This is a genomic window from Tenacibaculum sp. TB-53, assembly GCF_059716285.2.
This window is the reverse complement of sequence record NZ_CM202790.1, coordinates 2,812,706-2,838,382: the sequence shown is the minus strand read 5'-3', so window position 1 is coordinate 2,838,382 and position 25,677 is coordinate 2,812,706. Positions and strand designations below refer to the sequence as shown.

At 32.4% G+C, this 25,677-nt stretch carries 23 protein-coding genes; 1 reads left to right on the top strand and 22 read right to left on the bottom strand.

Annotated elements, in window-relative coordinates; translation table 11 throughout:
* Positions 1 to 3 precede the first annotated feature (3 nt).
* Complete coding sequence (locus tag AC3VJB_RS12975) at positions 4 to 2,697, bottom strand: Ig-like domain-containing protein (RefSeq protein WP_437823584.1); 2,694 nt, start codon at positions 2,695 to 2,697, stop codon at positions 4 to 6.
* Between the two features lie 196 nt (positions 2,698 to 2,893).
* On the opposite strand from AC3VJB_RS12975, the gene AC3VJB_RS12970 reads away from it, so the two are divergent.
* Positions 2,894 to 3,769 (top strand): hypothetical protein, encoded by an 876-nt coding sequence (locus AC3VJB_RS12970; protein WP_159488824.1) that lies wholly within the window; start codon positions 2,894 to 2,896, stop codon positions 3,767 to 3,769.
* Between the two features lie 26 nt (positions 3,770 to 3,795).
* Here AC3VJB_RS12970 and atpG read toward each other — a convergent pair whose 3' ends face one another.
* The 21 genes from atpG to AC3VJB_RS12865 all read right to left on the bottom strand — a co-directional run bounded on the left by atpG (position 3,796) and on the right by AC3VJB_RS12865 (position 25,464).
* On the bottom strand, positions 3,796 to 4,656 hold the full coding sequence (gene atpG, locus AC3VJB_RS12965) for an ATP synthase F1 subunit gamma (RefSeq protein ID WP_047788152.1): 861 nt from the start codon (positions 4,654 to 4,656) through the stop codon (positions 3,796 to 3,798).
* Between the two features lie 62 nt (positions 4,657 to 4,718).
* Positions 4,719 to 6,299 (bottom strand): F0F1 ATP synthase subunit alpha, encoded by a 1,581-nt coding sequence (gene atpA, locus AC3VJB_RS12960; protein WP_047788151.1) that lies wholly within the window; start codon positions 6,297 to 6,299, stop codon positions 4,719 to 4,721.
* Positions 6,300 to 6,320: 21 nt separating this feature from the next.
* Complete coding sequence (gene atpH / locus AC3VJB_RS12955; RefSeq protein WP_047788150.1) at positions 6,321 to 6,878, bottom strand: ATP synthase F1 subunit delta; 558 nt, start codon at positions 6,876 to 6,878, stop codon at positions 6,321 to 6,323.
* Positions 6,879 to 6,885: 7 nt separating this feature from the next.
* Entirely contained in the window at positions 6,886 to 7,383 is a 498-nt protein-coding gene (locus tag AC3VJB_RS12950) for a F0F1 ATP synthase subunit B (protein ID WP_047788149.1), read from the bottom strand.
* Between the two features lie 87 nt (positions 7,384 to 7,470).
* Complete coding sequence (atpE, locus tag AC3VJB_RS12945; protein WP_028891526.1) at positions 7,471 to 7,659, bottom strand: ATP synthase F0 subunit C; 189 nt, start codon at positions 7,657 to 7,659, stop codon at positions 7,471 to 7,473.
* A gap of 45 nt (positions 7,660 to 7,704) precedes the next feature.
* Positions 7,705 to 8,826 carry a F0F1 ATP synthase subunit A gene (gene atpB / locus AC3VJB_RS12940; RefSeq protein ID WP_047788369.1) on the bottom strand — a complete coding sequence of 374 codons (1,122 nt, stop codon included), beginning with the start codon at positions 8,824 to 8,826 and terminating at the stop codon, positions 7,705 to 7,707.
* Positions 8,827 to 8,950: 124 nt separating this feature from the next.
* Complete coding sequence (locus AC3VJB_RS12935; protein ID WP_073182425.1) at positions 8,951 to 9,331, bottom strand: DUF6168 family protein; 381 nt, start codon at positions 9,329 to 9,331, stop codon at positions 8,951 to 8,953.
* On the bottom strand, positions 9,324 to 9,554 hold the full coding sequence (locus AC3VJB_RS12930; RefSeq protein WP_159488822.1) for an AtpZ/AtpI family protein: 231 nt from the start codon (positions 9,552 to 9,554) through the stop codon (positions 9,324 to 9,326). Before AC3VJB_RS12930 ends, AC3VJB_RS12935 begins: the two co-directional genes overlap by 8 nt.
* Positions 9,523 to 9,930, bottom strand: a complete 408-nt coding sequence (locus tag AC3VJB_RS12925; RefSeq protein WP_047788147.1) for a bactofilin family protein — start codon at positions 9,928 to 9,930, stop codon at positions 9,523 to 9,525. Before AC3VJB_RS12925 ends, AC3VJB_RS12930 begins: the two co-directional genes overlap by 32 nt.
* A gap of 19 nt (positions 9,931 to 9,949) precedes the next feature.
* A complete protein-coding gene (gene porW / locus AC3VJB_RS12920) occupies positions 9,950 to 12,181 on the bottom strand; it encodes a type IX secretion system periplasmic lipoprotein PorW/SprE (RefSeq protein ID WP_437823583.1) in 2,232 nt (743 codons plus the stop codon).
* Between the two features lie 94 nt (positions 12,182 to 12,275).
* Positions 12,276 to 12,971, bottom strand: a complete 696-nt coding sequence (locus AC3VJB_RS12915; RefSeq protein ID WP_281979540.1) for an ABC transporter ATP-binding protein — start codon at positions 12,969 to 12,971, stop codon at positions 12,276 to 12,278.
* A gap of 20 nt (positions 12,972 to 12,991) precedes the next feature.
* The gene (locus tag AC3VJB_RS12910; protein WP_497667224.1) at positions 12,992 to 14,464 is read right to left on the bottom strand and encodes a DUF5687 family protein; all 1,473 of its coding nucleotides are present in this window, start codon (positions 14,462 to 14,464) and stop codon (positions 12,992 to 12,994) included.
* Between the two features lie 114 nt (positions 14,465 to 14,578).
* Entirely contained in the window at positions 14,579 to 15,571 is a 993-nt protein-coding gene (locus AC3VJB_RS12905) for a DUF4837 family protein (RefSeq protein ID WP_437823581.1), read from the bottom strand.
* A 26-nt stretch (positions 15,572 to 15,597) separates the two neighbouring features.
* Entirely contained in the window at positions 15,598 to 17,106 is a 1,509-nt protein-coding gene (locus AC3VJB_RS12900; protein ID WP_281979539.1) for a lytic transglycosylase domain-containing protein, read from the bottom strand.
* Positions 17,107 to 17,113: 7 nt separating this feature from the next.
* The gene (locus AC3VJB_RS12895) at positions 17,114 to 17,875 is read right to left on the bottom strand and encodes an exodeoxyribonuclease III (RefSeq protein ID WP_437823580.1); all 762 of its coding nucleotides are present in this window, start codon (positions 17,873 to 17,875) and stop codon (positions 17,114 to 17,116) included.
* Positions 17,876 to 17,940: 65 nt separating this feature from the next.
* Positions 17,941 to 18,594, bottom strand: coding sequence for a CoA transferase subunit B (locus AC3VJB_RS12890; protein WP_073182418.1), 654 nt, complete (start codon positions 18,592 to 18,594; stop codon positions 17,941 to 17,943).
* A gap of 2 nt (positions 18,595 to 18,596) precedes the next feature.
* Positions 18,597 to 19,298 (bottom strand): CoA transferase subunit A, encoded by a 702-nt coding sequence (locus tag AC3VJB_RS12885; RefSeq protein WP_437823579.1) that lies wholly within the window; start codon positions 19,296 to 19,298, stop codon positions 18,597 to 18,599.
* Positions 19,299 to 19,357: 59 nt separating this feature from the next.
* Entirely contained in the window at positions 19,358 to 21,634 is a 2,277-nt protein-coding gene (locus AC3VJB_RS12880; RefSeq protein ID WP_159488811.1) for a penicillin-binding protein 1A, read from the bottom strand.
* Positions 21,634 to 22,119 carry a gliding motility lipoprotein GldH gene (locus tag AC3VJB_RS12875; RefSeq protein ID WP_253055530.1) on the bottom strand — a complete coding sequence of 162 codons (486 nt, stop codon included), beginning with the start codon at positions 22,117 to 22,119 and terminating at the stop codon, positions 21,634 to 21,636. Before AC3VJB_RS12875 ends, AC3VJB_RS12880 begins: the two co-directional genes overlap by 1 nt.
* Positions 22,109 to 23,545, bottom strand: a complete 1,437-nt coding sequence (locus tag AC3VJB_RS12870) for a PSP1 domain-containing protein (RefSeq protein WP_159488807.1) — start codon at positions 23,543 to 23,545, stop codon at positions 22,109 to 22,111. Before AC3VJB_RS12870 ends, AC3VJB_RS12875 begins: the two co-directional genes overlap by 11 nt.
* A 227-nt stretch (positions 23,546 to 23,772) precedes the next feature.
* Entirely contained in the window at positions 23,773 to 25,464 is a 1,692-nt protein-coding gene (locus AC3VJB_RS12865; RefSeq protein ID WP_281979536.1) for a glutamine--tRNA ligase/YqeY domain fusion protein, read from the bottom strand.
* Positions 25,465 to 25,677 lie beyond the last annotated feature (213 nt).

Sequence of the window (25,677 nt, the reverse complement as noted above, 5' to 3'; positions counted from 1 at the left end):
AACCTATTTCTTCATTATTTTTTCTGATAATTTTCTTTGTCCTAATTCATCATATATTTCAACAATATAAATTGAGTTATTTGAAATTGTAGAAACATCTATTGAGTTATTAATTACAGGTATTTCTATTACTTTTCTTCCTGATACGTCTACTATTTTTGCAATCCATAAAAATGTATTCTTTCCTCCTTTAATATAAATCTTATCAACAGCTGGGTTTGGATAAATACTCATTTCTGAATTGTTTATTTCTTCTGTTTTTTTACTTCTTAATTGCTCCTTTGCAGCAGTAGAAGTATTCAAACAAACTTGTTTGGTTTCAGATGAGCCAAAACTTCCTCCTGAAGCTAATACGTCACCTTTGCTATTTGTTATTTCATATGAACCACTTCCATAACTGCAACATATACCATCACCATATTCGTCATTAATTGTAAAATCATAACATCCTACAGGTATACATTTTGACACAGTAATGGACTCTCCATTTCCTTGAGTATAATCACCTCCGCTTATCACTGTTTGCCCATTTTTATCCTTCAAAGTCCAAGAAGTTTCATAAGAATATTTATCAAAAGTAATTGTTACGTTTACATCCTCACATTCTGGAGTCTCTCCTCCTCCATTATCAAGAGATTCTGTACTATAAGTAACTATCAGTTTTGGAGCACTAGCACTACTTCCATCATATGATTCTGCCGTTCGTTCACCTGTTCCAGAAATATAAAACATCATAGAGTTACCTGAATTCCAATTAGATTTATTCACAACATATTGTACCAATGATTTTAAATCAGGAGTTCTTTGTGCTGTTCCAGATGCTCCAACAGAACTCCATGAACTAGGGTTCCAAGCAACCGATTGACTGTAATAACTTCTTGAAGTTATATTATAGCTTTGTGAAGTAATGTCTGGTGCATTTGATGAGTCTTGAATTTTAATTTCTAATGATGTACTTCCCGAATTTGTCTCATCTGTCGTAAATTGTATATACGCATTCGTTATCGTAGCATTTGCCGGTATATTTAAGTTTCTAAATAGCATTCCTACATGCTGGTTTCCTTTTGAGCTTCCATCATAAACCAATTCTAAATCAGAACTGTTCATATACATTTGCCCTGACGACTCATATTGTTCAGCATCATCATTGGTACTATTGATTGTTGAAGTAACAGTTTTAGAAACGTTTCCTACAAAAACTAAAACTTCTTCAGAAGTAGTTTCATATCCATCATTATCTGTTGCTATTGCTTTAATAGTATATGATTGGTTATTATTTGTTGGTGTCCAGTTATAAGAATAAGGAGTACTCATATCAGTTTCTACTAAAGTATTATTTACGTAAAACTTAACACTTGAAATAGTTCCATCACTATCGGTTGCAGTAGCAGAAATTGTTACTGGAGTGTTTACGGTATGTGATGCGCCTGATGATGGACTTGTAATTGCAACTTCTGGATAGCTAACGTTACTACTTATAATTGTTACCACACTACCATTAGATGGGCTCCATATATCTAAATTAGAAGGTATTGTGAATGGGTTTTGATTTGAAACTGAACCTACACTACTCGCATTATCTACCTTAATCGTTCTAACCTCTATTTTAGATTCTTCAACAAAAATCCATTTAAATTGATTAAAGGTACTCGCATCTCTCGTCCAGTTTTTTGAATCATTGGATGAACGTAAAGGAGCACCCCAGCAACCTTCTCCTACATAAACGGTTCCGTTTACATCATCTCTAACAAAGCCTTCATCGCAATTACTTCCGCTGGAACAAGGTTTTACTGGCCATGTAGTTTTTACTGTATGAGAATCTGATTCAAATACCAAGTTCACTCCCTTGTCATAAAATAATTGAGCCCAACTAGCGTATTCATCATTTCCTTCTGATTTTGATGATACGTGTGGACGCATCGGTTTATGGTATTGAGCCGACTTCCAAATAGAGTTATTAGCATTCAACTTTTGACTTAGCCATGAATACTGACTCCCTCCTGCTGAAATTTCTGAATTCAACGTATAGATTGTATATAAGTTATTTCCAAATGTGATATCGTAATAAACACTCGTTGAGGGAACGTTAAACAGGTTATAAATACTATTATTTGAGCCTTCGTGATTTCCTCTTGTTGGTACAATAGGAAACATTCTTCCGTCACTTGCTATTGTGTATTGCCAATCGTTAAACCAATCTTGCCATTCAGAGCTTGAGTCTCCGTTAGTCATATCTCCTCCAAAAAACACAGCTGTTGGTTTTAATTTAGAAACTAATAAGTTAGCATCTCTTCTCGGTGTTCTATTGTTTCTTGAATCACCTCCAGCGATAAATGACATTTTATCATTGTTACTTGGAGCTGTTTTAAACCAAAAGCGACTACTTACTCCTTGGCTATCTTTAATTACAAAATAATAGTTAGTATTAGGACTTAAACCTGTTAGCTTAGCAAAAGTATTACTCATTCCTTTATAAGAAACTGAACGGTCTACAGATTTAGAGTTTGGATAATTTGACCAGTTGGTTCCATTATCTGTCGTTCCATAATACACAACTGGGTTGGATCCTGAAATTTGGTTCCAACCAATCATTATAGTAGTTGCAGGATTATCTGTGATGATTAATCGGTACTTATCGTTAGAACCATAAGTACTAAGGACTGCTAAAAATAACAGTGTTAAAATAATTTTTTTCATCGTGAGGGGGCTTTTAAGTTTACTAGTTAGTTATCACAAATATATTTTTTACCTTTCAAATTAATCGTTTGTTTTTATTAAAATTAATTATATAATAACCTGACTAACATTAACCTAACTATTCTTTTATAGTTTACTAATCTTATTTTAACAAACTACATATCCTCTATTTTTACTTTTGTTTAAACCTTACTTTATGAGTACTAAAACCCTTCTTTCTTTTTTAAAAATTTCTTCTTTTTTTATTTTTTCCGGTAGAGCTTACCAGCATTTATTTTGGGATGCTCCATACAGAAGTTTCTTTTGGGACCAACACTTATTAGAACCTGTGATTAATTTTGTTTTTGACATTAGTTGGCAGTCGTATGTTACAAACCTAAATACAGATTTAGCTATCCAAATTTTAACTAGAAGTATTGGTGTTTTATACTTAGTATGTGCAATCATTTCAATAATAATAAATGAAAATTCAAAAAAATGGATGCGTTGTATCTTAAAATTAGGTGCAGTAAGTTTAATTTTTTTAGCTTTAATGATTACCAAGAATAAGTTTTTTCACCTTATAATGTTTTTTGAGCACACTATTCAGTTTGGAGTTCCTATTGCTTTATTATATTTCTTAAAACACAAAAACGCACTTCTTTTACTTTTTTATCTTAAAGTTTTTATCGCCCTAGCTTTTATATGTCATGGAATGTACGCTATTGGTGTTTTTTATCCATTACCTGGTAATTTTGTTACTATGACCTTAAACATCTTACCTGTACAAGAAGAAATGGCTAAAAACCTATTATTCGTAGCTGGTGTTTTAGATTTTATCATTGCTATTGCTATATTTATCCCCAAACTTTCAAAACCAGTCCTGCTATATGCTTGTTTTTGGGGGGGTGTAACTGCTTTGGCTAGAATTTTTAGCGCTTTTCACTATGATTTTTCTTTGAGTATTATGCACCAATACTTATACTTAACAATATATAGGCTTCCTCACGGGTTGATTCCTTTATTAGTATACTTATATCTATATAAAAATAGCTTAGAAAAACAAAAAGGTCAAAACTTAAATAAGCTTTGACCTTTTAAATGATTGAAAATATTATTCTAGTTATTTAAAGCTTCTGCCCCACCAACTATTTCTAAAATCTCGTTTGTAATTGCAGCTTGACGTGCTTTGTTATAAGTTAATAATAACTCATCACGTAATTCTGTTGCATTATCTGTTGCTTTGTGCATTGCAGTCATACGAGCACCGTGTTCGGCAGCAAATGAATCACGAATTGCTTTGTATAATTGCGTTTTTAATGACTTAGGAATTAATTCTAAAATAATCTCCTCTTTAGACGGTTCAAAAATATAATCTAAATTAGCATTTGTTTCTCCTTCTATAGGTTGAATTGGCAAGAATTGTTCTACTTGTGGTATTTGAGTCGCTGCATTTTTAAATCTGTTGTAAATGATTTCTATTTTATCGTAAGAACCATCTACAAATAAATTCATTAACTGTTCAGCAACTTCAGCAACGTTATCAAAAGTTAAGTTATCAAAAATATCGTTTCTATTTTCTACAACGGTGTAATCTTTTGATAGAATATCGTTTCCTTTTTTACCAATTGTTAATAATTCAACAGCAGTATTATTATATTTCTCGTTAATTGTTTTAACTGTTTCTTTAATGATAGATGAGTTAAAACCTCCACATAAACCTCTGTTTGAAGTTATAGTAACTAACAATACTTTATTTACTTCTCTTTCTGTTGAATATACTCCACCTGCATCGCTATCTAATGTAGCACTTAAGCTTTGTAATAATTCGGTAAGCTTAGATGAATACGGACGCATTGCTGTAATTGCATCTTGAGCTTTTTTCAACTTTGCAGCCGATACCATTTTCATGGCAGAGGTAATCTGCATTGTTGATTTAATCGAAGTAATTCTGTTACGTATTTCTTTTAAGTTTGCCATTTAATTGAACTTAAAATTTATAAAACCCCCGTTGTAACACGGGGATGCCTTTTTTGTTTTTATTAAGCTGAAAATTTAGCTGAAATTTCTTTAGCAGCGTCCCTTAAAGTATCAATTACTTCATCAGTTAATTTCCCTGCTTTTAAAGTATCTAAAGTATCTCTATGCTTCGCATTTAAGTACTCTAAATAATCTTTTTCAAATTCTTTTACCTTGTTTACAGGCACATCTTTTAACAAGTTCTTAGAACCTGCATAAATAATAGCTACCTGATCTTCTACAGTATAAGGATCGTTTTGAGCTTGCTTTAAGATCTCTACGTTACGCTTACCCTTTTCAATTACATTTAAAGTTGCAGCATCTAAGTCAGAACCAAACTTAGCGAATGCTTCTAATTCACGGTACTGAGCTTGATCTAACTTTAGTGTACCAGATACTTTCTTCATTGATTTAATCTGAGCCGAACCTCCTACACGTGATACAGAGATACCTACGTTAATCGCTGGACGAACCCCTGAGTTGAATAAATCAGACTCTAAGAATATCTGACCATCAGTAATCGAAATTACGTTTGTTGGAATATATGCTGAAACGTCTCCTGCTTGAGTTTCGATAATTGGTAATGCAGTCAAAGATCCTCCTCCTTTTACTTTAGATTTTAATGATTCTGGTAAATCATTCATATCTTTTGCAATAGAATCATCAGCAATTACCTTAGCAGCACGTTCTAATAATCTTGAGTGTAAGTAGAATACATCCCCTGGGTAAGCCTCACGCCCTGGAGGTCTTCTTAATAATAAAGATACCTCACGGTAAGCTACTGCTTGCTTAGATAAATCATCATAAACAATTAAAGCTGGTCTACCAGTATCACGGAAATATTCTCCAATTGCAGCTCCTGCAAATGGTGCATATACCTGCATAGGTGCAGGGTCAGATGCATTTGCAGCAACGATAGTTGTATATGCTAACGCTCCTTTTTCTTCTAACATGTTAGCAATTGCTGCTACTGTTGAAGCTTTTTGACCGATAGCTACGTAGATACAGTACACTGGTTGTCCTGCATCATAAAATTCTTTTTGATTTAAGATAGTATCAATAGCAACAGTTGATTTACCTGTTTGACGGTCTCCAATGATTAACTCACGTTGACCACGTCCTACTGGAATCATTGCATCGATAGATTTAATACCTGTTTGCATTGGCTCAGTTACAGGCTCACGGAAGATAACTCCTGGTGCTTTACGCTCTAAAGGCATTTCAAAAGTTTCCCCTTCGATTGGTCCTTTACCATCGATTGGTTGCCCTAAAGTGTTAACAACACGTCCTACAATTCCTTCTCCAGCTTTTAAAGAAGCAATTCTTTCTGTACGTTTTACAGTAGATCCTTCTCTTACTGAAGTAGAAGCTCCTAATAATACAACACCTGCATTATCCTCTTCTAAGTTTAATACGATACCTTCTAATCCGTTATCGAATTCTACTAATTCTCCGTATTGTACGTTAGATAATCCATAAACACGTGCAATACCATCACCTACTTGTAATACAGTCCCTACTTCATTTAATGAAGCTTTAGACTCAAAATTTGTTAATTGTTCCTTTAAAATTGCTGATACTTCAGCTGGTTTAATTGCTGCCATCTTATTTCTTTTGATGTATAATTAAATTTTTGGAATGTAATGACCGTTGTCAAACTCTCTCCTTAACTCATTAAATTGACTAGAGATACTTGCATCATACTGCACATCTCCAACTCGTAAGATAAATCCTCCTAATATCTCTGGATTTACTATATTCTCAATACTTGCATTGTTTCCTGTAAGGGCTACAATTTTAGCTTGTATTTTATCTTCTAACTCTTTTGTTAAAGCTACTGCGGTTGTAACTCTGGCAATTTTTGTGTTCTTATAGTGATCATATATAACTGCATATTGCTTAGCAATAGGGTCTAACATCACCATACGCTTATTTTCCTCTAATAAATTAAACAACCCTTTTACTATGTTGTCTACTTTATCTCCAAAAAGTGCATTTAAAACTTTACGCTTATCTGCAGCTTTAATTACAGGACTTTTAAGCATAACATCTAAATCAGCGCTTTCGGCAATTGTATCTACGATTAACTTCATGTTATCATTTACTAAAGCTTCATTTCCTGATTCTTTAGCTAAATTTAAAATTGCTTTTGCGTAACGTAATGCTGCTCTTGATTCTTTCATCTACTGATTAGTTTAAAGTAACCTCTTCTAACATTCCTTCCACAAGCTTTAATTGTTCATCTTGTGAAGCTAATTCTTTTCTTACTACCTTTTGAGCTATTTCGATAGATAAGTTACCTACTGTTTTCTTTAACTCAGCGATAGCTGCTTGTTGCTCTTGTTTTATTGTAGCTTTTGCATTATCTATCATTATAGTAGTCTGATCCTCTGCTTCTTTTTTAGCATCAGCTATAATTTTATCTTTTATCTCACGAGCTTCTTTCATCATTGCATCTCTCTCTGCTCTAGCTTCTTTTGCTAATCTTTCGTTATCCGCTTGCAAGTTTTGCATTTCCTTACGTGCATTTTCTGCAGCATCTAAAGCACCTTGAATCCCTTCTTCACGCTCATTTAACGCATTTAAAATAGGCTTCCATGCAAACTTTGCCATTATAAAGATTAATAAAGCTAAAATTACTAGTTGCATAAAAAACAACCCTACAGAAAAGTCATTAAATATTCCCATTATTATATATTTTTTGTGTTTTTTTGTTTAATTGTGTAAACAATTCCTGCAACCAACCGTTACAGGAATTTGTTTGTTTTTTGTTGCTTATCCTAAAAGTAAAGCACCGAATGCTAAACCTTCTAATAATGCTCCAATAATAATCATTGCAGTTTGGATTTTACCAGCAGCTTCTGGTTGACGAGCAATAGCTTCCATTGCACTACTACCGATTTTCCCTAATCCTAATCCTGCTCCGATTACGATTAATCCTGCTCCAACTAAATTAAGTGTCATAATAATTGATTTATATATAATTAAACAAATTTTTGATTCTAGTTCTTAGTGATGGTCATGTTCTTCTACCGCCATACCAATAAATAACGATGATAACATGGTAAAAATATAAGCTTGTAGAAAAGCTACCAACAACTCTATAATAGTTAAAAACAAGGTTAAAAAGAAAGAGATTCCTGTTGCTCCCGCTGTTCCAAACTTTGCTTTTAATAAAATCATTAACGCTGCGATACCCATAACTACTGAGTGTCCTGCAGTAATATTCGCAAACAAACGCACAAATAAAGAAAATGGCTTAGTTAACATACCCAACACCTCAATTGGTGCTAATACTAATTTCATTAAGACTGGCACACCTGGCATCCAGAAGATATGTTTCCAATAATCTTTATTTCCGCTAAATTGTACGATAAAAAATGTAAATAAGGCTAAACAAACTGTTACTGCTATTTGACCTGTTACGTTAAAACCTAACGGGGTTAATCCTAATAAGTTTAAAACCCAAATAAAGAAAAACACCGTTAATAAGAACCCCATAAATTTACGGTAATGTTTCTCTCCAATATTAGGACGTGCAATTTCATCTCTTACATACAAAACTAAAGGTTCTAATATACGTGCTACACCTGTTGGTATTGGTCCTTTTTTGTACCCAGAAGCTAAACTTCTAAATCCAAAGAACATTAACAAACCTGCCAAAAACATACCAAACACACTTTTGGTAATAGACAAATCCAATACTTTCTGTGCGTTAGTAGCATGATGCTCCTCATCAAAAGCAACCACTTCTTCACCCGCATTTAATTCATATATTTTACTATGTATTTTCACCAATTTCACATCACCTGCATCCACAACCAATGTACCATCATCGTTATGATGAAATTTTGACGACATGAAAAACTTAATTCCTTTAGTAGTTTTCACTATAACGGGCAATGGAAAGCCTATATGCTTACGCTCTCCTGCATCATTTGTATATGAAAACAAGTTAAAATCATGAGAATCTGCCAAGTGATGCTTAATATAAGCATCTATTGACTCTTTAGTGTTAATTCTACCACTATCATTAGAAGTTGTATCGTCTCCACCTGCAAATGCAGTTAACGATGAAAACACAAGTGTTAAAAGTGTTAAAAACTTGATAGTTTTGTTTGCTACCATCATACCTTTACTAAATATAGATTTTGGGTCTGTAAATTTCGGTGCAAAGGTACACATTTAATTAAAACTACAAACCCTTTTTTTGCTTAGTTTTAAAGAACACCACACATCGCCATAAACAACTCATCTATTTAGTGTTAAGTATTTTTGACAACGCTACAGTTTCGATAGCTAAAAACACCATAATAGGAATTAATAAGGTTGCTTTTTCTGGGTTTGTTAACCCTGCTTCTGAAAAAATACTCTTTTGGAATAGTAAAATAAAAATTCCGAATTTTACCATTAACATTCCTAAATATAAATATCCTGTTTCATTTGGTAAATATCCAAGTACCCATTCTATTAAAGAATAAATTAAAATAGTTGCTATTACATTAAAACAGTATACTTGTAATACAGAAAAAGAAAGTGTTACACCCGCATTAGAAAGCAAAAAACTGTTTAAAAAGAAGCCTCCTATACCTAAAACTAATATAATAGAAGAAAATACTAAAATTCGTTTACTCATTATTGTCGGTTATCTTAATTACTTGGCGTATTACAGAGTAAATGGCACCAAAAACTGCTGCAAGTGTACAAATTTTTACGTAAAGTTGGTTGTCGTTTGGATATTTTTGGTCTAACCATTTACCTAGCAAACTTCCTAGGTAAATAGTTAATCCCATTTGAAGTGCGATTCCTGTGAATCGTATGTATTTATTAAGCGGTTTTTTCTTTGAGTCCTTGCTCATTTTTATTTAGTTCTTTTACCGCTCCTTTCATGGCACAAGTGGCATTAAATTCTGCTCCTGGTTCTACAGATAATTTTCCTATAATTACATCACCATTAATATTTGCTGAAGATTTTACTGTAAGAGTGTTTGAAACAAAAAGCTCTCCTGAAAACTCTCCTTCTATATCTGCATTAGTACATTCAACTTTTCCTTTAATTAAACCAGTATTTCCAATTATTACTCTTCCTTTAGTTTCTATGGTTCCTTCTAATATTCCATCTATTCTAAAATCTCCTTCTGAAATAATCTCACCTATTATTTTAGTGTTTTTTCCTATAATGTTTCTCTCTGCAACTTTGTTTTCTCCTGTTTTTTTACTCTCTTTACCAAACATATTCGGGGAATTTAAGGGGTTATGCTTTATTTAATAGTTCTATAATTTCTTTTGCTTTTTTACCTTCTTGAGTAGTAGCATAACTAACTGCAACAAACTCTAGCGCTTTTTTATAGGTCTCTTTATCTTGATATTTACCTATCGCCAAGGCTTTTAGAAGTGCGAATTTAGGGATTAAATTTGAATTTTTTAGTGTACTTGAAAATTTATCTATTTCACTAACAACCTCTTCAAATTTATTTTCTTTATATAAATAATATATTTCTTTATACTTATTTAAAACCTCATCTTCTTTCTTCTTTTTAACAAGTTTTTTATCTGGGTTTAAAATTATTTGAGCAAAACTTGTTTCTGGATACTTTTCTAGGATAATGTTCTTATAATCATTTGACTTAGATACATTTCCTTGCTTTTTATATATTTGATACAAGTGGTAACTTATTGGCAGTTCCAACTTATTATTTATACTCACCTGTCTTAAGCGTTCTAGGTTTTTAATTGCTAGTGTAGTGTTTGTAAACTGCTCTTTATAAATTAGTCCTAATTGATATAATGCATCATTTCGCTCTTTTACAAGGTCATTAATTACATTGTCATCAGTTGGTATAGCTTCAAGATATGTTGAAAGCTCATATCTTTTGTTGATTTTTTTTCCATTAATATCATCAGACACATCTTCTGTGACGCTAATAGATTTGTCTGATAATCGCCAGTTATCTTCTAGAGGGCGTGTTCCCCATATTTTTTGAAAATCTGCTCTTCCAAACCCTAATGCTTGAGTATTGTAAAAGTACCACTTCCCTTTATTTGCACTATTATTTATAGATACACCGCCTCCAAAACCATTTCCAAAGTTCTGAGCATTGAGCATTTGTTGTCTTTTTTCTTCGTCTTCTTTCTTTATTTTTTCTATGTATGTTTCAAAAAAAGAAGTTCTTTCATCTAGCGTCATTCCAACTAAACTAAGAATACTGTCGTTATTTTTAACAGTTTCCTCATATTTTCTTAAAGTTGTTAACCCTTTACTCTTTCTACGAATTCTACGAATTCTTTTTTCTTGATCAAACTCTTTGGAAACCACCTGCAATACGCTATCATAATATGAGCCTGCTAACAAATAATTCTCTTTTTCAAAAGCTATATTTGCCAAGCGTTCATACGCATATGTTTTTTGGTAATTGTTGTTATGCTTCGCTTGTAAAGATTTTTTATAATATTCTGCTGCCGCTTCAGGATTATTTCTCCCTTCTTGAATCACCCCTGCTTGGTAGTATAACTCGTTTAAAAACTTGCGGTTATCAGAGTTTTTAATCAGTTTTCTTAACCTTGCCAACATTAATATTGATGTTGAATCATTTGGAGTATTTTTAGCAAGTTCAATATTTGCTCGAATACGGAACTTGTCTGGTGCTCTTTTAAATTCTGATAATCTTCGAAACACCATTCTTGCTGAATCTTTTCTATCTAATTCGCTGTAAACCTGACCTAACACAAACATATTTCTTGCTGTTTGCTCTTTATTGTAACGTGTTTTAGTTGCTAATTTTAAATAATCTACCATTTTTTGAATGGTATCGGTTTGTTCATATGCCATTGCCATGGCTGTATAAGCTTGTTCTTTTACCGTTTTATTTATTTTTTCTTTCTCATCTAAAACATCTAATAACAACATTAATGTTTCTATAGCTCTTTTTTCATTACCTAGACGAATATTTGTTTTCGCCCTCCATATTTTTGTTTCATAATTTAAATTTGCTTTTGGATAATTAACTATTACGTAGTTAAAGGCTTCTAATGCTGGAATAAAACGCTGGGTATAATATCTTGATTTACCTAACAATAAATAAGCATCATCTATCTGGCTATTTTTTTCATAGCCATTAATATTCATTGAATGTGTTTGAACGGCTTTTATTGCTTTTTCTTCTGCTTTTTCAAAAGGAGTTAGGTTTTTGTCTTCTTCACTCTCTTCAGTATTAAATCCTGTACCTGGTGTAAGTACTTTCGTAGCTAACTTACTTTCATCAAAAGTTATAGGTTCTATTTGTAAGCGTTTCCAGAAATTGTCTTCGTGCTTTTCTTGAATTTCTTCAAGTCCTTTTAAATACGCTTGCTCTCCATTAAAAAGCACATTGTATTTAGTAGTAACGGCATGGTAACTTCTATTCAAAAAAGCATCCTTTTTAACACTACACGAATACACAATAGCTACTAAAACACTGAATACTATTATATTTACCCCTTTTTTCATATACTATTACTTTTACAGTACAACAACGTAATAATTGTATTTTTTGTACGTAAAGAGGTAAAAATAATAATTATAAGATGATTTATACACTGTTTTATTCAGAAAAATAGCTTTCTAGTTCTTTTAAGGTTTCTTGCGATGTGCTTATATCTTTTACTACATTTCCTTTATCTAAGACTACGATACGTTCACACACCTCAGTTACGTGACTTAAATCGTGACTAGAAACTAGTACAGTTACATCATTATTTTCTGTAAGTTTTTTAATTATTTTTTTTAATCTAATTTGTGTTGTAGGGTCTAAGTTTGCAAAAGGTTCATCTAAAATTATCACTTGTGGATTCCCCATCATTGCAGCTACAATACCTACTTTCTTTTGATTTCCTTTACTTAAGCTTCGTAAGTATTTTTTCTTTCCTAAAATCTCTTCATTAAAAAACTCGTCAAACTGAGCTAAAAAAGCTTTTACATCAGCTTTATTCATCCCGCGTAAATCTCCAACAAAATCAAAGTATTCTTCAGGTGTTAAATATCCTATTAAAAAAGTTTCATCTATAAACGACCCTGTAAATGTTTTCCAGTTCTCACTTTTATTTACAATTACTTCATTATTTACAATCCCTCCTGTAGTTGGTCTAATTAAATCTAATAACAGGTTAAACAAAGTTGTTTTTCCTGCTCCATTATTCCCTACTAACCCAAAAGCTTGTCCGCTTGGAATATTCAACTCTTCTATGTTTAAAACTTGTGTACTTCCGTATGTTTTTGAAATATTATGTATAGATATCATTTTGTTTAGTTTTTGGTTAGTTATGATTTTTGGCTGAATGCATGTATTACTGCGTACTTACTTTTAATGTATCTTTTTTCTATAAAGTTCATAAAGTAATTTTTGAACGCTAATGCTAGTACTCCTGCAATAGCAATTGCTAAAACTCCTGCATTGAAACTCACAAACTTGTTGAAAACCCAGAATAAGAACATAGGAATTCCGATTATGGGAATTATGATTAAAAAATGGGTTGCACTGGTTCCTTGATAATTTGAAAACCCACTTTTATTTAGGTCTATACGTTTTCGGTTAAAAGAACCTGCAAATAACAAAAAGAGCGAGTTAAAACCAATATTAAATATTGCTCCTGCGGTTATCATTAAAAAAATATTTACTCCATAGAAATAAGCATAAGGAATACTCAATAGGTATAATGCTCCTGACATTACAACCATTAAATACCATTTACTTTCTAAGAATTTTCGGTAACGAATATTTTGACTCATAAGCATGTTGTAGTACTCACTATCCCACGCAGGAATAAATTGTCCATAATTTATCGTAAAACCTCCTGTCACAAAAATTGCTGCAAAGACTAAGAAAGCAGGCATTTTTTCTCGATATGTTTCTTCTCCAAAGAAAATAGTTCCGTAAAAAAGAAATATAAACGACATAAAAAATACTGTTTTGGTACGTTTATTCCTCCAAATTTGACGAATATCATTTTTAATAAATGGCGCGACATCTCCTAATCTATCAACAAAAGATAAGTCTGATTCTTTTGCTACTTCTTCTTTACTTTTTATAGCGTCATCTAAATATGCTTTTTCTCTTAATAATTTAAAGTTTATATAATATAAACCTATCAATAGAACCATTCCTATTAATGCAAAAGCAGGAAAGTTATATGTTGATTGAAAAACAGGAGCAAACACATCATTTACGTTAAACAGCTGGTATTTATTTCCAAAAAACAATATTGCTAGTACAACAATCATTACTCCTAGTGCATAATTGTTTTTATTTATTAAAAAATTTACGTAGTTAGCACTTAACACTAGCATAACCATTAAAAACAACCATCCTAAAACCCCCATAATATCATAGCCTTGACCTATTAATACTATTGAAAAAGGCACATAAAAAAACAACGGCACTATATTGAAGAATGACACAGCTGATTTTCCTAATACAAAATGGACTAACTTTTCTTTTTTTACCGGTAAGTTTAGAAACGGCTTAATGTTTAGTACTGGTAATTTTTGCATTAAGTAGCGAAAAATTAAATCTCCAAGTAATAAAAAAACAAGAAATCCATTCACAAAAAAAAGTGGATCTGTATTTGGATATTCTTTTTTAATGAAAAAATACCCTCCTATTCCTATCATTAAAAATGAAACTAGCATATACAATGCAAAAAAGCCCATGATAATTTTTAATGCAATACTTTTTCCGAAATAAGAAGAGCGAAAAAACTGCTTCCACTCTAACTTTAAAAAATGTGCAATCATTTGGTTTTGTATTTGGTTGATTATCTTATTTGTCTTTTTCTACAACTTTTTGTTACATAAAAAAAGCATCAATTTAAAAATTGATGCTTTTCTACCGTTGTTATGATTTATCTTTTATTTTATTTTTAAAGATTTTGCTATTGCTTCTAACTCAAATATAAAATCTCTTTTATTTACTGAAGGTGCATAAGTAAAGCCTTCAAAAACAAGAACACGTTTGTTTTCTTTATCAATTATCGAGTAATTAATAAACGGTCCTGCCATAAAATCATTCTTTACTTCCCATTTACCTCTAGTTTCATAAGCTTTTCTTCCATCAATTTCTGCATCGAAAGTAAATGGTGTATATGCTTGTTCGGTAATCATGTGCATTCCTTCTTTACTTCCTGGAATATATTTTTTACCAATCGTATCGCGCATTCTTGTTATATTATCTTCTACTTTGCTTTCATCTTCTAATGGATAACTATACACTAAAATGTTGTTGGTTCCATCTCCTCTTGCTATTCCGCTTTTTAAGTGTTGACGTAACCATAAAAAGTCTCCCGTATCTTCAACAAGTTTAAACCTTTCAGGAATGGTTAATGAAATACCTAATTTTTTTATTGTTTTGAATTGGCTTTCATCTAATTTTTCTTTTTTAAAAATGTTTTGAGTAAATTTTACATCTTCATCTTTAAATAGTTTAATAATCTCTTTTCCTCTGTTGCGAATCAAGTCAACCAAAGCTCCTTTACTTTTAGCTGTTGCATAAACTAAAATTTGAGGTTCAGCATATTTGTTTTTTTCTACTGCTATTTTTTCTTTTTCTCCTTCTCTAAGAATCAAAACAGCTCTTGCATTCCTTATAAAACCTTTAAATCCTATAGGATCTATTTGTCCTACTGAAAGTAATGTTTCAGGCTGTGGTAATCCTACCTGATGCTCCCCAAAAACAGAGCGAATTTCGTCACCAATTTTACCTTCCCAATCATTTCCTTTAATTACTACTAATATTTTATTAGTATTTCCATTTGATGTTGGTAAAACATAGTCGCTTTTCTCTCCTTTATTTTTACACGAAACTGTTATAAAAATCAGGGCAAATAATGCTATTAGTTTATTCATAGTTTGTGGTGTTTAGTAGTTGTTTTTTAGCTTTTAAATATTTTAAGTTTCATTCCTGGTTTCAAACTCTTAACACTCCAAATATTGTTCCATTTTTTAATTTCATCAACAGAAACTGATGGATATTTTTTTGAAATAGTCCATAATGAATCTCCTTCTTTAACAACATACACCTCATGCTTACCTGTTGGTGCTTTATATTTTTTCTTTGAAACCTTCTTTGGAACAGCCATTCTTTTAGGATAAACACTTAATCTCTGACCTATTTTTAAATGATGTGTGCGTAAACCATTCCAACGTTTAATATCACTTACTCGTACTCCAAATTTATTAGCTATTTTACCTAAATAATCTCCACTTCGAACTCTGTAACGAATACGTTTATCCATTTCAAAATACTTTGGTAATGGCTTTTCTCTTTTAGCGTCATCTTCATTTGCTAAAGCATATATTTCTTTTTCCTTTTCTAAGAAGTCCATTAAGTTTCTTCGAGGTAATCGAACTGCATAATTTTTTTCTTTTACATATGGAATAATATCTAGCTTATACGACGGGTTTAGAAACGCTAATAAATCAGAATCTATCCCTGTTTTTTCTGAAATCTGATCAAAACTAATGGTTCTTTTTACACGAACTGTATCTGTCTCAAAATTGAAGATTTTCGGTGCTTCAGGGTAAATATGGTGCTTTTCTGCATACTCAAAAATATACATCGTTGCATAAAATGCTGGTACATACCCTGCTGTTTCACGGGGTAAAAAAGGGCGGATATTCCAATAGTTTTTATATCCTCCTGAACGCTTTATTGCCTTTGACACATTTCCTGGACCCGAATTATACGCTGCTAAAGCTAAATCCCAATCACCAAAAATTTTATATAGTTGACTTAAGTATTGACAAGCTGCTTTTGTTGATTTCACAGGATCTTGACGTTCATCTACATACGAATTTACTTTCAAATCAAACTGAACACCTGTTCCATACATAAACTGCCATAAACCTGTAGCTCCTACCCAAGAACGAGCGTCTGGTCTTAATGCTGACTCAACAATAGCCAAATATTTCATTTCTAACGGAATATCATATTGATCTAAGTATTGCTCAAACATTGGAAAGTAATATTGGGCACGAGCCATTAATGCTGGATAGTATTTTTTTCGGTATTTTAAATAACTGTTTATTACTTTTTCTAACGCAGGATTATACTCTAAATGAAACGGTGTTTTTACGTTTAGGTCTTGTAATCTTTTCTTTAATAAATCTGTTGTTAGAATTGTGGTTGTATTTCCTAAAATATCTTTATCGTTAATTACATATTGAATACTATCAAACAATGATGAGTTGAATTTTTCTTCAATTAGTAAACTATCAATTATTTTTAAATCTTCCGTAGAAAATAGCTCTTGGTTTTGCGCTAAGTTTATAGAGTCATTTACCACAACATCAACACTATCTTTAGCTATAAAAAGACTATCAACAGGTTGTTGTGCAAAAATTGAAGTTGTAAAAAGTAGTAGTGTTAGTAATTTCTTCATGTTGGTTTTATAAATCTAATTCAACTGCAATTGGGCAATGATCAGAATGTTTTGCTTCTGGTAAAATATACGCTCTTGAAATTTTGTTTTTTAAAGTTTCTGTTACCATGTTATAATCAATACGCCAACCTTTATTATTCGCTCTTGCATTTGCTCGATAACTCCACCAAGAATACTCTTGTTTTTCTGGGTGTAAATGGCGGAAACTATCAATAAATCCACTACTGATAAACTTCCCTAACCATTCACGCTCTTCTGGTAAAAACCCAGATACTCCTTTCATTTTCGGGTTGTGAATATCTATTTCTTCATGACAGATGTTGTAATCTCCACAAATAACCAAGTTAGGAATTTCTTTTCTTAACTCTGTAGCATAGGTTAAAATTTCATCCATGTAGTTGAACTTATAGTCTAATCGAGCACTATTAGTTCCTGAAGGTAAATACATACTCATTACAGAGACCTCATCAAAATCTACACGAAGATTTCTCCCTTCAAAATCCATTGATTCTATTCCTGTACCATACTCTACATGGTTTGGTTCTTCTTTACAAAAAATTGCTACTGATGAATACCCTTTTTTCTCTGCTGAAAACCAATAATGGTATGGATACCCTGCGTTTTCAAACTCAGTTACATCTAATTGTTCTTTATGAGCTTTGGTTTCTTGAATACATATTACATCAGGGTTCGCTGCTTGTAACCAATCGATAAACCCTTTTTTTAATGCGGCTCTAATTCCGTTTACGTTGTATGAGATTATTTTCATCTATTTTTAAAATACAAAAACGTAAAGCTTAACACTTTACGTCTTTTTTTTATCCTATAATTTTGTTAAATATTCATTTCTGGAATGTCTCCTTCGACTATTAAAGTTCCTTCTGTAGCTGCTTGAATTTCTTCTACAGATACTCCCGGTGCTCTTTCTAATAAGTAAAATTTACTGTCTTTAATTTCTAATACCGCTAGGTTGGTTACAATTTTAGTTACACAACCTACACCTGTTAATGGTAAGGAACATTTTTTAAGTAACTTCGACTCTCCTCTTTTATTGGTATGCATCATTGCTACAATAATGTTATCAGCAGAAGCAACTAAATCCATCGCTCCCCCCATACCTTTTACCATTTTTCCTGGTATCTTCCAGTTCGCTATATCTCCATTTTCAGCTACTTCCATAGCTCCTAAAATAGTTAAGTGAACATGTTTACCACGAATCATTGAAAAGCTAGTAGCAGAATCAAAAAAACTAGCTCCTGGCATAGTTGTTATAGTTTGTTTTCCTGCATTGATAATATCAGCATCTTCTTCTCCTTCAAAAGGAAAAGGTCCCATACCTAATACACCATTTTCTGATTGAAATTCTACTTCTATATCATCACGAACAAAATTGGCTACTAATGTTGGAATTCCGATACCAAGGTTTACATAATATCCGTCTTTTACTTCTTTTGCGATTCTTTTCGCTATTCCGTTTTTATCTAACATAACTAGCTTCTTTGTCTTACTGTTCGTTGTTCAATTCTCTTCTCATATTTTTCTCCTTGGAAAATGCGTTGTACAAAAATTCCTGGAATATGAATTTGATTTGGATCTAATTCTCCTACTGGGACTAACTCTTCAACCTCAGCAACTGTAATTGTAGCTGCCCCACACATATTAGGGTTAAAGTTTCTAGAAGTCCCTTTAAAAATTAAGTTTCCAGCAGCATCACCTTTCCATGCTTTTACAAAAGCAAAGTCTGCTTTAAATGCTGGTTCCAGTACATACATTTTTCCATCAAACTCACGAGTTTCTTTTCCTTCTGCTACCTCTGTTCCATAACCCGCTGGGGTATAAAATGCTGGAAAACCTGCTTGTGCTGCTCTACATTTTTCGGCTAAAGTTCCTTGAGGTGTTAATTCTACTTCTAATTCTCCAGATAACATTTGACGCTCAAATTCATCATTTTCTCCTACATAAGAAGAAATCATTTTCTTTATCTGACGATTTTGCAATAACAACCCTAAGCCAAAATCATCAACTCCTGCGTTATTAGAAATACAAGTAACATCTTTTACTCCTATTTTTACTAACTCAGCAATAGCATTTTCAGGTATTCCGCATAAACCGAACCCTCCTAACATAAGGGTCATTCCATCTTGCACACCTTGCAATGCTTCTTGTACGTTATTTACTTTTTTATTTATCATTATAGTTGTTGTTTTAAGCTTTATCCTACTAGGTGAGATTTTAAATACTTTACAATTTACTAAAAATCCGTATCGTCTGGTACTGTTTCTTCTTCTCCTTCTTTAGCTTCTTCAACTTTTGAACAGTCTAAATTAATACTTATATCTTTAGGTTTTTCAAAATTTCCTTTACTAACCTCTAGCGTTTTATCTTCATAGCATTTTCTCATAAATATTCCCCATGTTGGTAGTGACATTGTTGCCCCTTGACCATATCTTAGTCCTGCAAAGTGTGTTGCTCTATCTTCTCCTCCTGTCCATACTCCAGTTACTAAATTTGGAACCATTCCCATAAACCAACCATCTGATTGATTTTGTGTTGTACCTGTTTTACCTGCAATAGGATTCGTAAATTTATAAGGGAAACCTGTTACTGCATCTCCTCCTGATGTCCATGTTGATCTTAAACGAGCTCCGGAACCTACTTGAGTTACTCCTTTCATTAAATCTAAAATCACATAAGCTGACTCTTCACTTAACACTTCTTTTGTCTCAGGAACAAACTCTTCTAAAACTGTTCCGTTTTTATCTTCAATTCGAGTAACCATTAGTGGACTAACACGTAACCCTTTGTTCGCAAAAGTTGAATATGCACTAACCATTTCTAATAAAGATAAATCAATTGCTCCTAATGCAATAGACGGATTTGCTTCTAATTTGGATTGTATTCCTGAAGACTCTGCTAGTCGAACTACATTTATAGGTGAGACTTTATCAATTAATTGTGCTGTAATCACATTTACTGATTTTGCTAAGGCGTCTTTTAACGTTAATTCACCTCCATATTTACCTCCTGCATTTTTTGGTGTCCAATCTTCTGGCATTCCATATTTTTCCTTCGGAATGGTGTATGGTGTGTTTGGTAATTTATCACAAGGTGACATTTTTAATTGATTAATTGCAGTAGCATATACAAAAGGTTTAAATGTAGAACCTACTTGGCGTTTTTGTTGCTCAACTGCATCATATTTAAAGTATCTATGATTAATTCCTCCAACCCATGCTTTAATATGGCCTGTTTGAGGTTCAATAGACACCAAACCTGAACGCAAGAAGTGTTTATAATGACGTATTGAGTCATAAGGAGTCATTACTGTATCACGTTCACCTTTCCACGTAAAAATACGCATATCAGTAGCTGTGTTAAACACCTTATCTATTTCTTTTTCAGACTTACCTGCTGCTTTCATTCGCTTATAACGGTCTGAGTTTTGTTTTGCTCTTCTTATTATTTTTTCTATGTCCTTTTTCCCTATATCATAAAAAGGAGCTTTTTTATTTCTTTTTTGTTCTTTATCAAAATATGATTGAAGGTTTTCCATGTGTTCATAAACCGCTTCTTCAGCATATTTTTGCATACGAGAATCTATAGTAGTGTAAATTTTTAATCCATCTCTATAAATATTATACTCTTCTCCATTTGGTTTTGGGTTTTCTTTAACCCACTCTTTTAAGATACTTCTTAAATGCTCTCTAAAATATGTTGCTAAACCGTCACTATGCCCTTCTCTGTTTATATTAAGTCCTAGACCTAATTTTTGTAATGAATCTTTTTGTTTTAAAGTAATAAACTCACTTCTATTCATTTGCTTTAAAACAACATTCCTTCGTTGTTTTACCATCTCTTTTCTCCTTAAAGGATTAAAAAGGGAAGAGTTTTTAAGCATTCCTACTAGCATTGCAGATTCTTCTATATCTAACTCTTTGGGTTCTTTTCCAAAATAAATTCGAGCTGCTGAACGAACACCTACTGCTTGATTTAAGAAGTCATATTTATTCAAATACATGGTTATGATTTCTTCTTTAGTATATTGACGCTCTAACTTAACAGCTACTACCCATTCTTTTACCTTTTGAAGTACTCTTTTAAAAATGTTTCGAGAGGCTTTTTTCGTAAACAGCATTTTTGCTAGCTGTTGGGTTATTGTACTCGCTCCTCCACTTCCTGGTTTTAAAATAGCTCTTGCTGTTCCTCTAAAATCAATTCCTGAATGTTCATAAAAGCGCTCATCTTCTGTTGCAACTAACGCTTTTACCATATTTTGTGGAATGTCTTTATATTTTATAGGTGTTCTGTTTTCAACAGCATACTTACCTAAAGTTTTACCATCAGCTGAAATAATTTCTGTAGCTAAATTATTCTCTGGGTTTTCTAATTCTTCAAAAGTAGGTAGCGCACCAAACACCCCCCAAGAAGCTAGTAAAAATAGTAGGCAAACAAATAAGAATCCTCCTAAAATGATACTCCAAAACCATTTAATGTACTTACTAAAATTTGTTGTTTTTTTCTCTGTCATTACTTTATTTTTTCTATTCTAAACCCTACATGAGTAATTCCTTCTAATTCTGCAATTCCTTCTAATTCTCCATTTTTTCGCATGGCTTGTCTAACTTTAAAAGTATATTCTCCTTTTCGAGGAAACGTTATGTTTTCTTTATAAAAAAGTTTATTTTCTTTAATGTCTGTAAAACCTTGTCCTAAAAATTTCCCTGTAACGTCTGCCATATCATATTCCAATGTATCTATGATTATTTGTCCGTCAGGAAAATTCATTTGCGTAATTAAAAAAAGATTGCTGTATGCATAATCTTTATTATTTCTAAGGTTTATAAAAAGATTTTTCTTACCAATAGAGTCATTAATTGGAAATGTAAACTGTATTGCATTTTTTTTATTCCATGAGCTTTTAGGAAGCGCAATATAATTGTCAAACTCACTATTTGAGTCGCATGAAGCTAATAGTATGGCTACTAAAAAAATGATGCCAATTTTACTTCTCATTATTGGTATTGTTTTTATTATCGCTATTATTTCTTTTTCGTTGATTGTTGTTTTTTCTTCTAGGGTTTCTCGGTTTTTTTTGTTGTCCTTGTGGTTTATCAGTTGTTTTACTTTCTGGTTTTGGTTTTCTAGTTTTTGGATTGTTTTTAGGTCTTGGTTTCCTATTATCAACTCTCTTTTTTTCTGTTTTTTGGCCTCCTTCAGTTTTTTCCGTTTTTCCTTGTGGTTTTTTCTTTTGCCTTTTATTTGTTTGTGGCTGTTTATCTACTTCCGCTTTATTTGCTGGTTTTCTTTTTCTACGCCTACTGTTTTTACGACTTTTTTTAGGTGCATCAAAACGCGTTAAACTATCTTGACCAACAACATTCTCAAAATCGACAGAAACCTCTTCAGCTATCTCCAATTCATATTCTTCTAACGGTAACGCAAGTTCATTATTTTTGTTTAATTCTATAATCTCTTGAACTTGATCTAACGATAGTTTATACCATTTAAAACTTTCCTCTTTGTAGGTATACCAAAGTAATTTTTTGAATATGTCCATTTTAACGAAAACAGCATCTCCTTTTTCTGTTTTTAGCACTTTATCTTGCTTCGGAAAGCTTTGTAATGCATCTAAATACGTATCTAATTCGTAGTTTAAACAACACTTTAGTTTACCACACTGTCCTGCTAACTTTAATGGATTTAATGATAGTTGCTGATAACGGGCTGCTGCTGTATTTACTTTTCTAAAGTCGGTTAACCAAGTAGAGCAACATAATTCTCTACCGCAAGAACCAATTCCTCCTAAACGAGCTGCTTCTTGGCGCATTCCTACCTGACGCATTTCTACTCGTATAGAAAAAGCACTAGCTAAGTCACGAATTAACTGACGAAAGTCTACACGTTCGTCTGCTGTGTAATAAAAAGTAGCTTTGGTTCCGTCTCCTTGATATTCAACATCAGAAAGTTTCATTTTTAACCCTAAACGGCTAATAATTTCTCTTCCTTTTCGTTGTGTTTCTAACTCTCTTCCTCTGGCTTCTTGCCAAACATCAATATCTTTTTGAGATGCCTTTCTGTAAATTTTCTTTACATCATCACTATCTGCAGTAATTTTTCTTTTTTTCATTTGAACTCTTACAAGTTCGCCTGCTAAAGAAACAATACCTACATCATGCCCTGAAGATCCTTCAACTGCAACCACATCTCCCATGGAAAGGGTTAAGTTTTCAGGGTTTTTATAAAAGTGTTTTCGTCCATTTTTAAAACGGACTTCAAAAATATTAAATGGTGCTTCACCTGAAGGTAAAGTCATATTTGATAACCAATCAAAAACAGCGAGCTTATTTCCACTTCCACATGTACCTGTAGCACAATTTCCGTTACTCTTACAGCCATTTGGCACACCGCTTTTGTTAGTTGAGCAACTGCTACAACTCATACGATAATATATTTTTTTGAAATATTTTTTAAACCTGTGGTATTTACAGTATCAAAAAATATTTTTATTATTTGATTTTCAGCTGTATAAAATTTACTTTATAACAACTATCCTTAATCTGTAAAGATACATATTCTAATGAAAAGTGGAAATTGATTTTTTTGTTAAAAAAAATGCTGCTTTTAAGTTAAAAAGCAGCATTTTTTATTTATTCTAGTCTTTGGGCACTAATTATTCTTTTTCGCCCAATTATCTCTTAGTCCAACCGTTTTATTGAATACTAAATTTTCTGCTGTTGAATCATCATCTACATTAAAATATCCTAAACGTTGGAACTGAAAACGGTCTCCAATCTTTGCTGTTTGTAAGCTTGGTTCAACGTAAGCCGTAATTTTTTCTAACGAATTCGGATTTAAAAACTCCATAAAATCTTTGTCTTTATGACTGTCTGGTGCTTCATCTGAAAACAACCTATCATACGCTCTTACCTCAGCTTTTACTGCATGTTTTATAGAAACCCAGTGTAAGGTTCCTTTGACCTTACGCTTACTTTCTTCTGTTCCACTTCCTGATTTTGTTAATGGGTCATATGTACAGTGAATTACCGTAATGTTTCCATTTTCATCTTTTTCTACACTATTAGCCGTGATGAAATACGCATTCTTTAAACGCACTTCTTTTCCTAATTTTAAACGGAAGAATTTTTTGTTTGCTTCTTCTCTAAAATCTTCACGCTCTATATAAATCTCTCTTGAAAATGGAACTTCTCTTGTTCCTGAGTTTTCATCTTCTGGATTGTTTTCAGCAATTAAAATTTCTTCTTGATCTTCTGGATAATTATCTATTACCACTTTTACCGGATCTAAAACAGCCATTACACGATTTGCTGTTTTATTTAAATCTTCTCTAATTTTAAACTCTAGCAATGCTACATCAATCACGTTTTCACGTTTAGAAACTCCTACCGTTTCAATAAAGCTACGTATAGAAGCAGGTGTATAACCACGACGACGCAATCCTGAAATAGTTGGCATACGTGGATCATCCCATCCCGAAACGATTCCTTCTTCCACCAATTTCATTAACTTACGTTTACTCATTACTGTGTAGCTTAAGTTTAAACGTGAGAATTCTCTTTGTTTTGGTGGTAATGGGTATTCTGATTGACTATATTCATACACATTATCTCTAAACCAATTGTATAGTTCACGGTGCGGTTTAAACTCTAGTGAACATAGTGAATGAGAGATTTGCTCTATATAATCACTTTCTCCGTGTGTCCAGTCGTACATTGGATAAATTACCCAGTCACTTCCTGTACGGTGATGCTCTTTCTTTAAAATGCGGTACATAATAGGATCACGCATTAACATATTTGGTGAAGCCATATCTATTTTAGCACGTAACACATGAGAACCTTCTTCAAATTCACCGTTTTTCATACGTGTGAATAAATCTAAATTTTCTTCAATACTTCTATCTCTATTAGGTCCTGCTACTCCTGGTTGCGTTGGCGTTCCTTTTTGTTCTGCCATTGCTTCAGAAGATTGGTTGTCTACATATGCTTTTCCGTCTTTAATTAATTGAACTGCCCAATCATATAATTGTTGGAAATAATCAGAAGAATAGCATTCTTTTTCCCACTGATACCCTAACCAAGCTACATCTCGCTTAATAGCGTCTACATATTCTTGCTCTTCTTTTGCTGGGTTTGTATCATCAAAACGAAGGTTTACTGGAGCATTGTATTTTTCTCCTAAACCAAAACTAATACCAATAGCTTTTGTATGTCCTATATGTAAGTATCCGTTTGGTTCTGGCGGAAAACGAAAACGCAAATTTTCTTTTGGCATTCCATTTGCCAAATCTTCTTCAACAATTTGCTCTAAAAAATTCAATGATTTCTTTTCTTCTGACATCTTTATAAATTATGTACGTGTTCTATTTTTGTTACCTTCTATTATTCTCTCTTAAAATAGAATCAATTAAGAGCTTCCTAAAAGGTTTAAGCAACAAAATTACATAGAATCTATGAGATAATTACACAAAGAAAATTATGGATTATTTTTTTTAATAAAAAAACGGAAAACCTGTATAGATTTTCCGTTTTAATAATTTTATTTGGTTTGAAC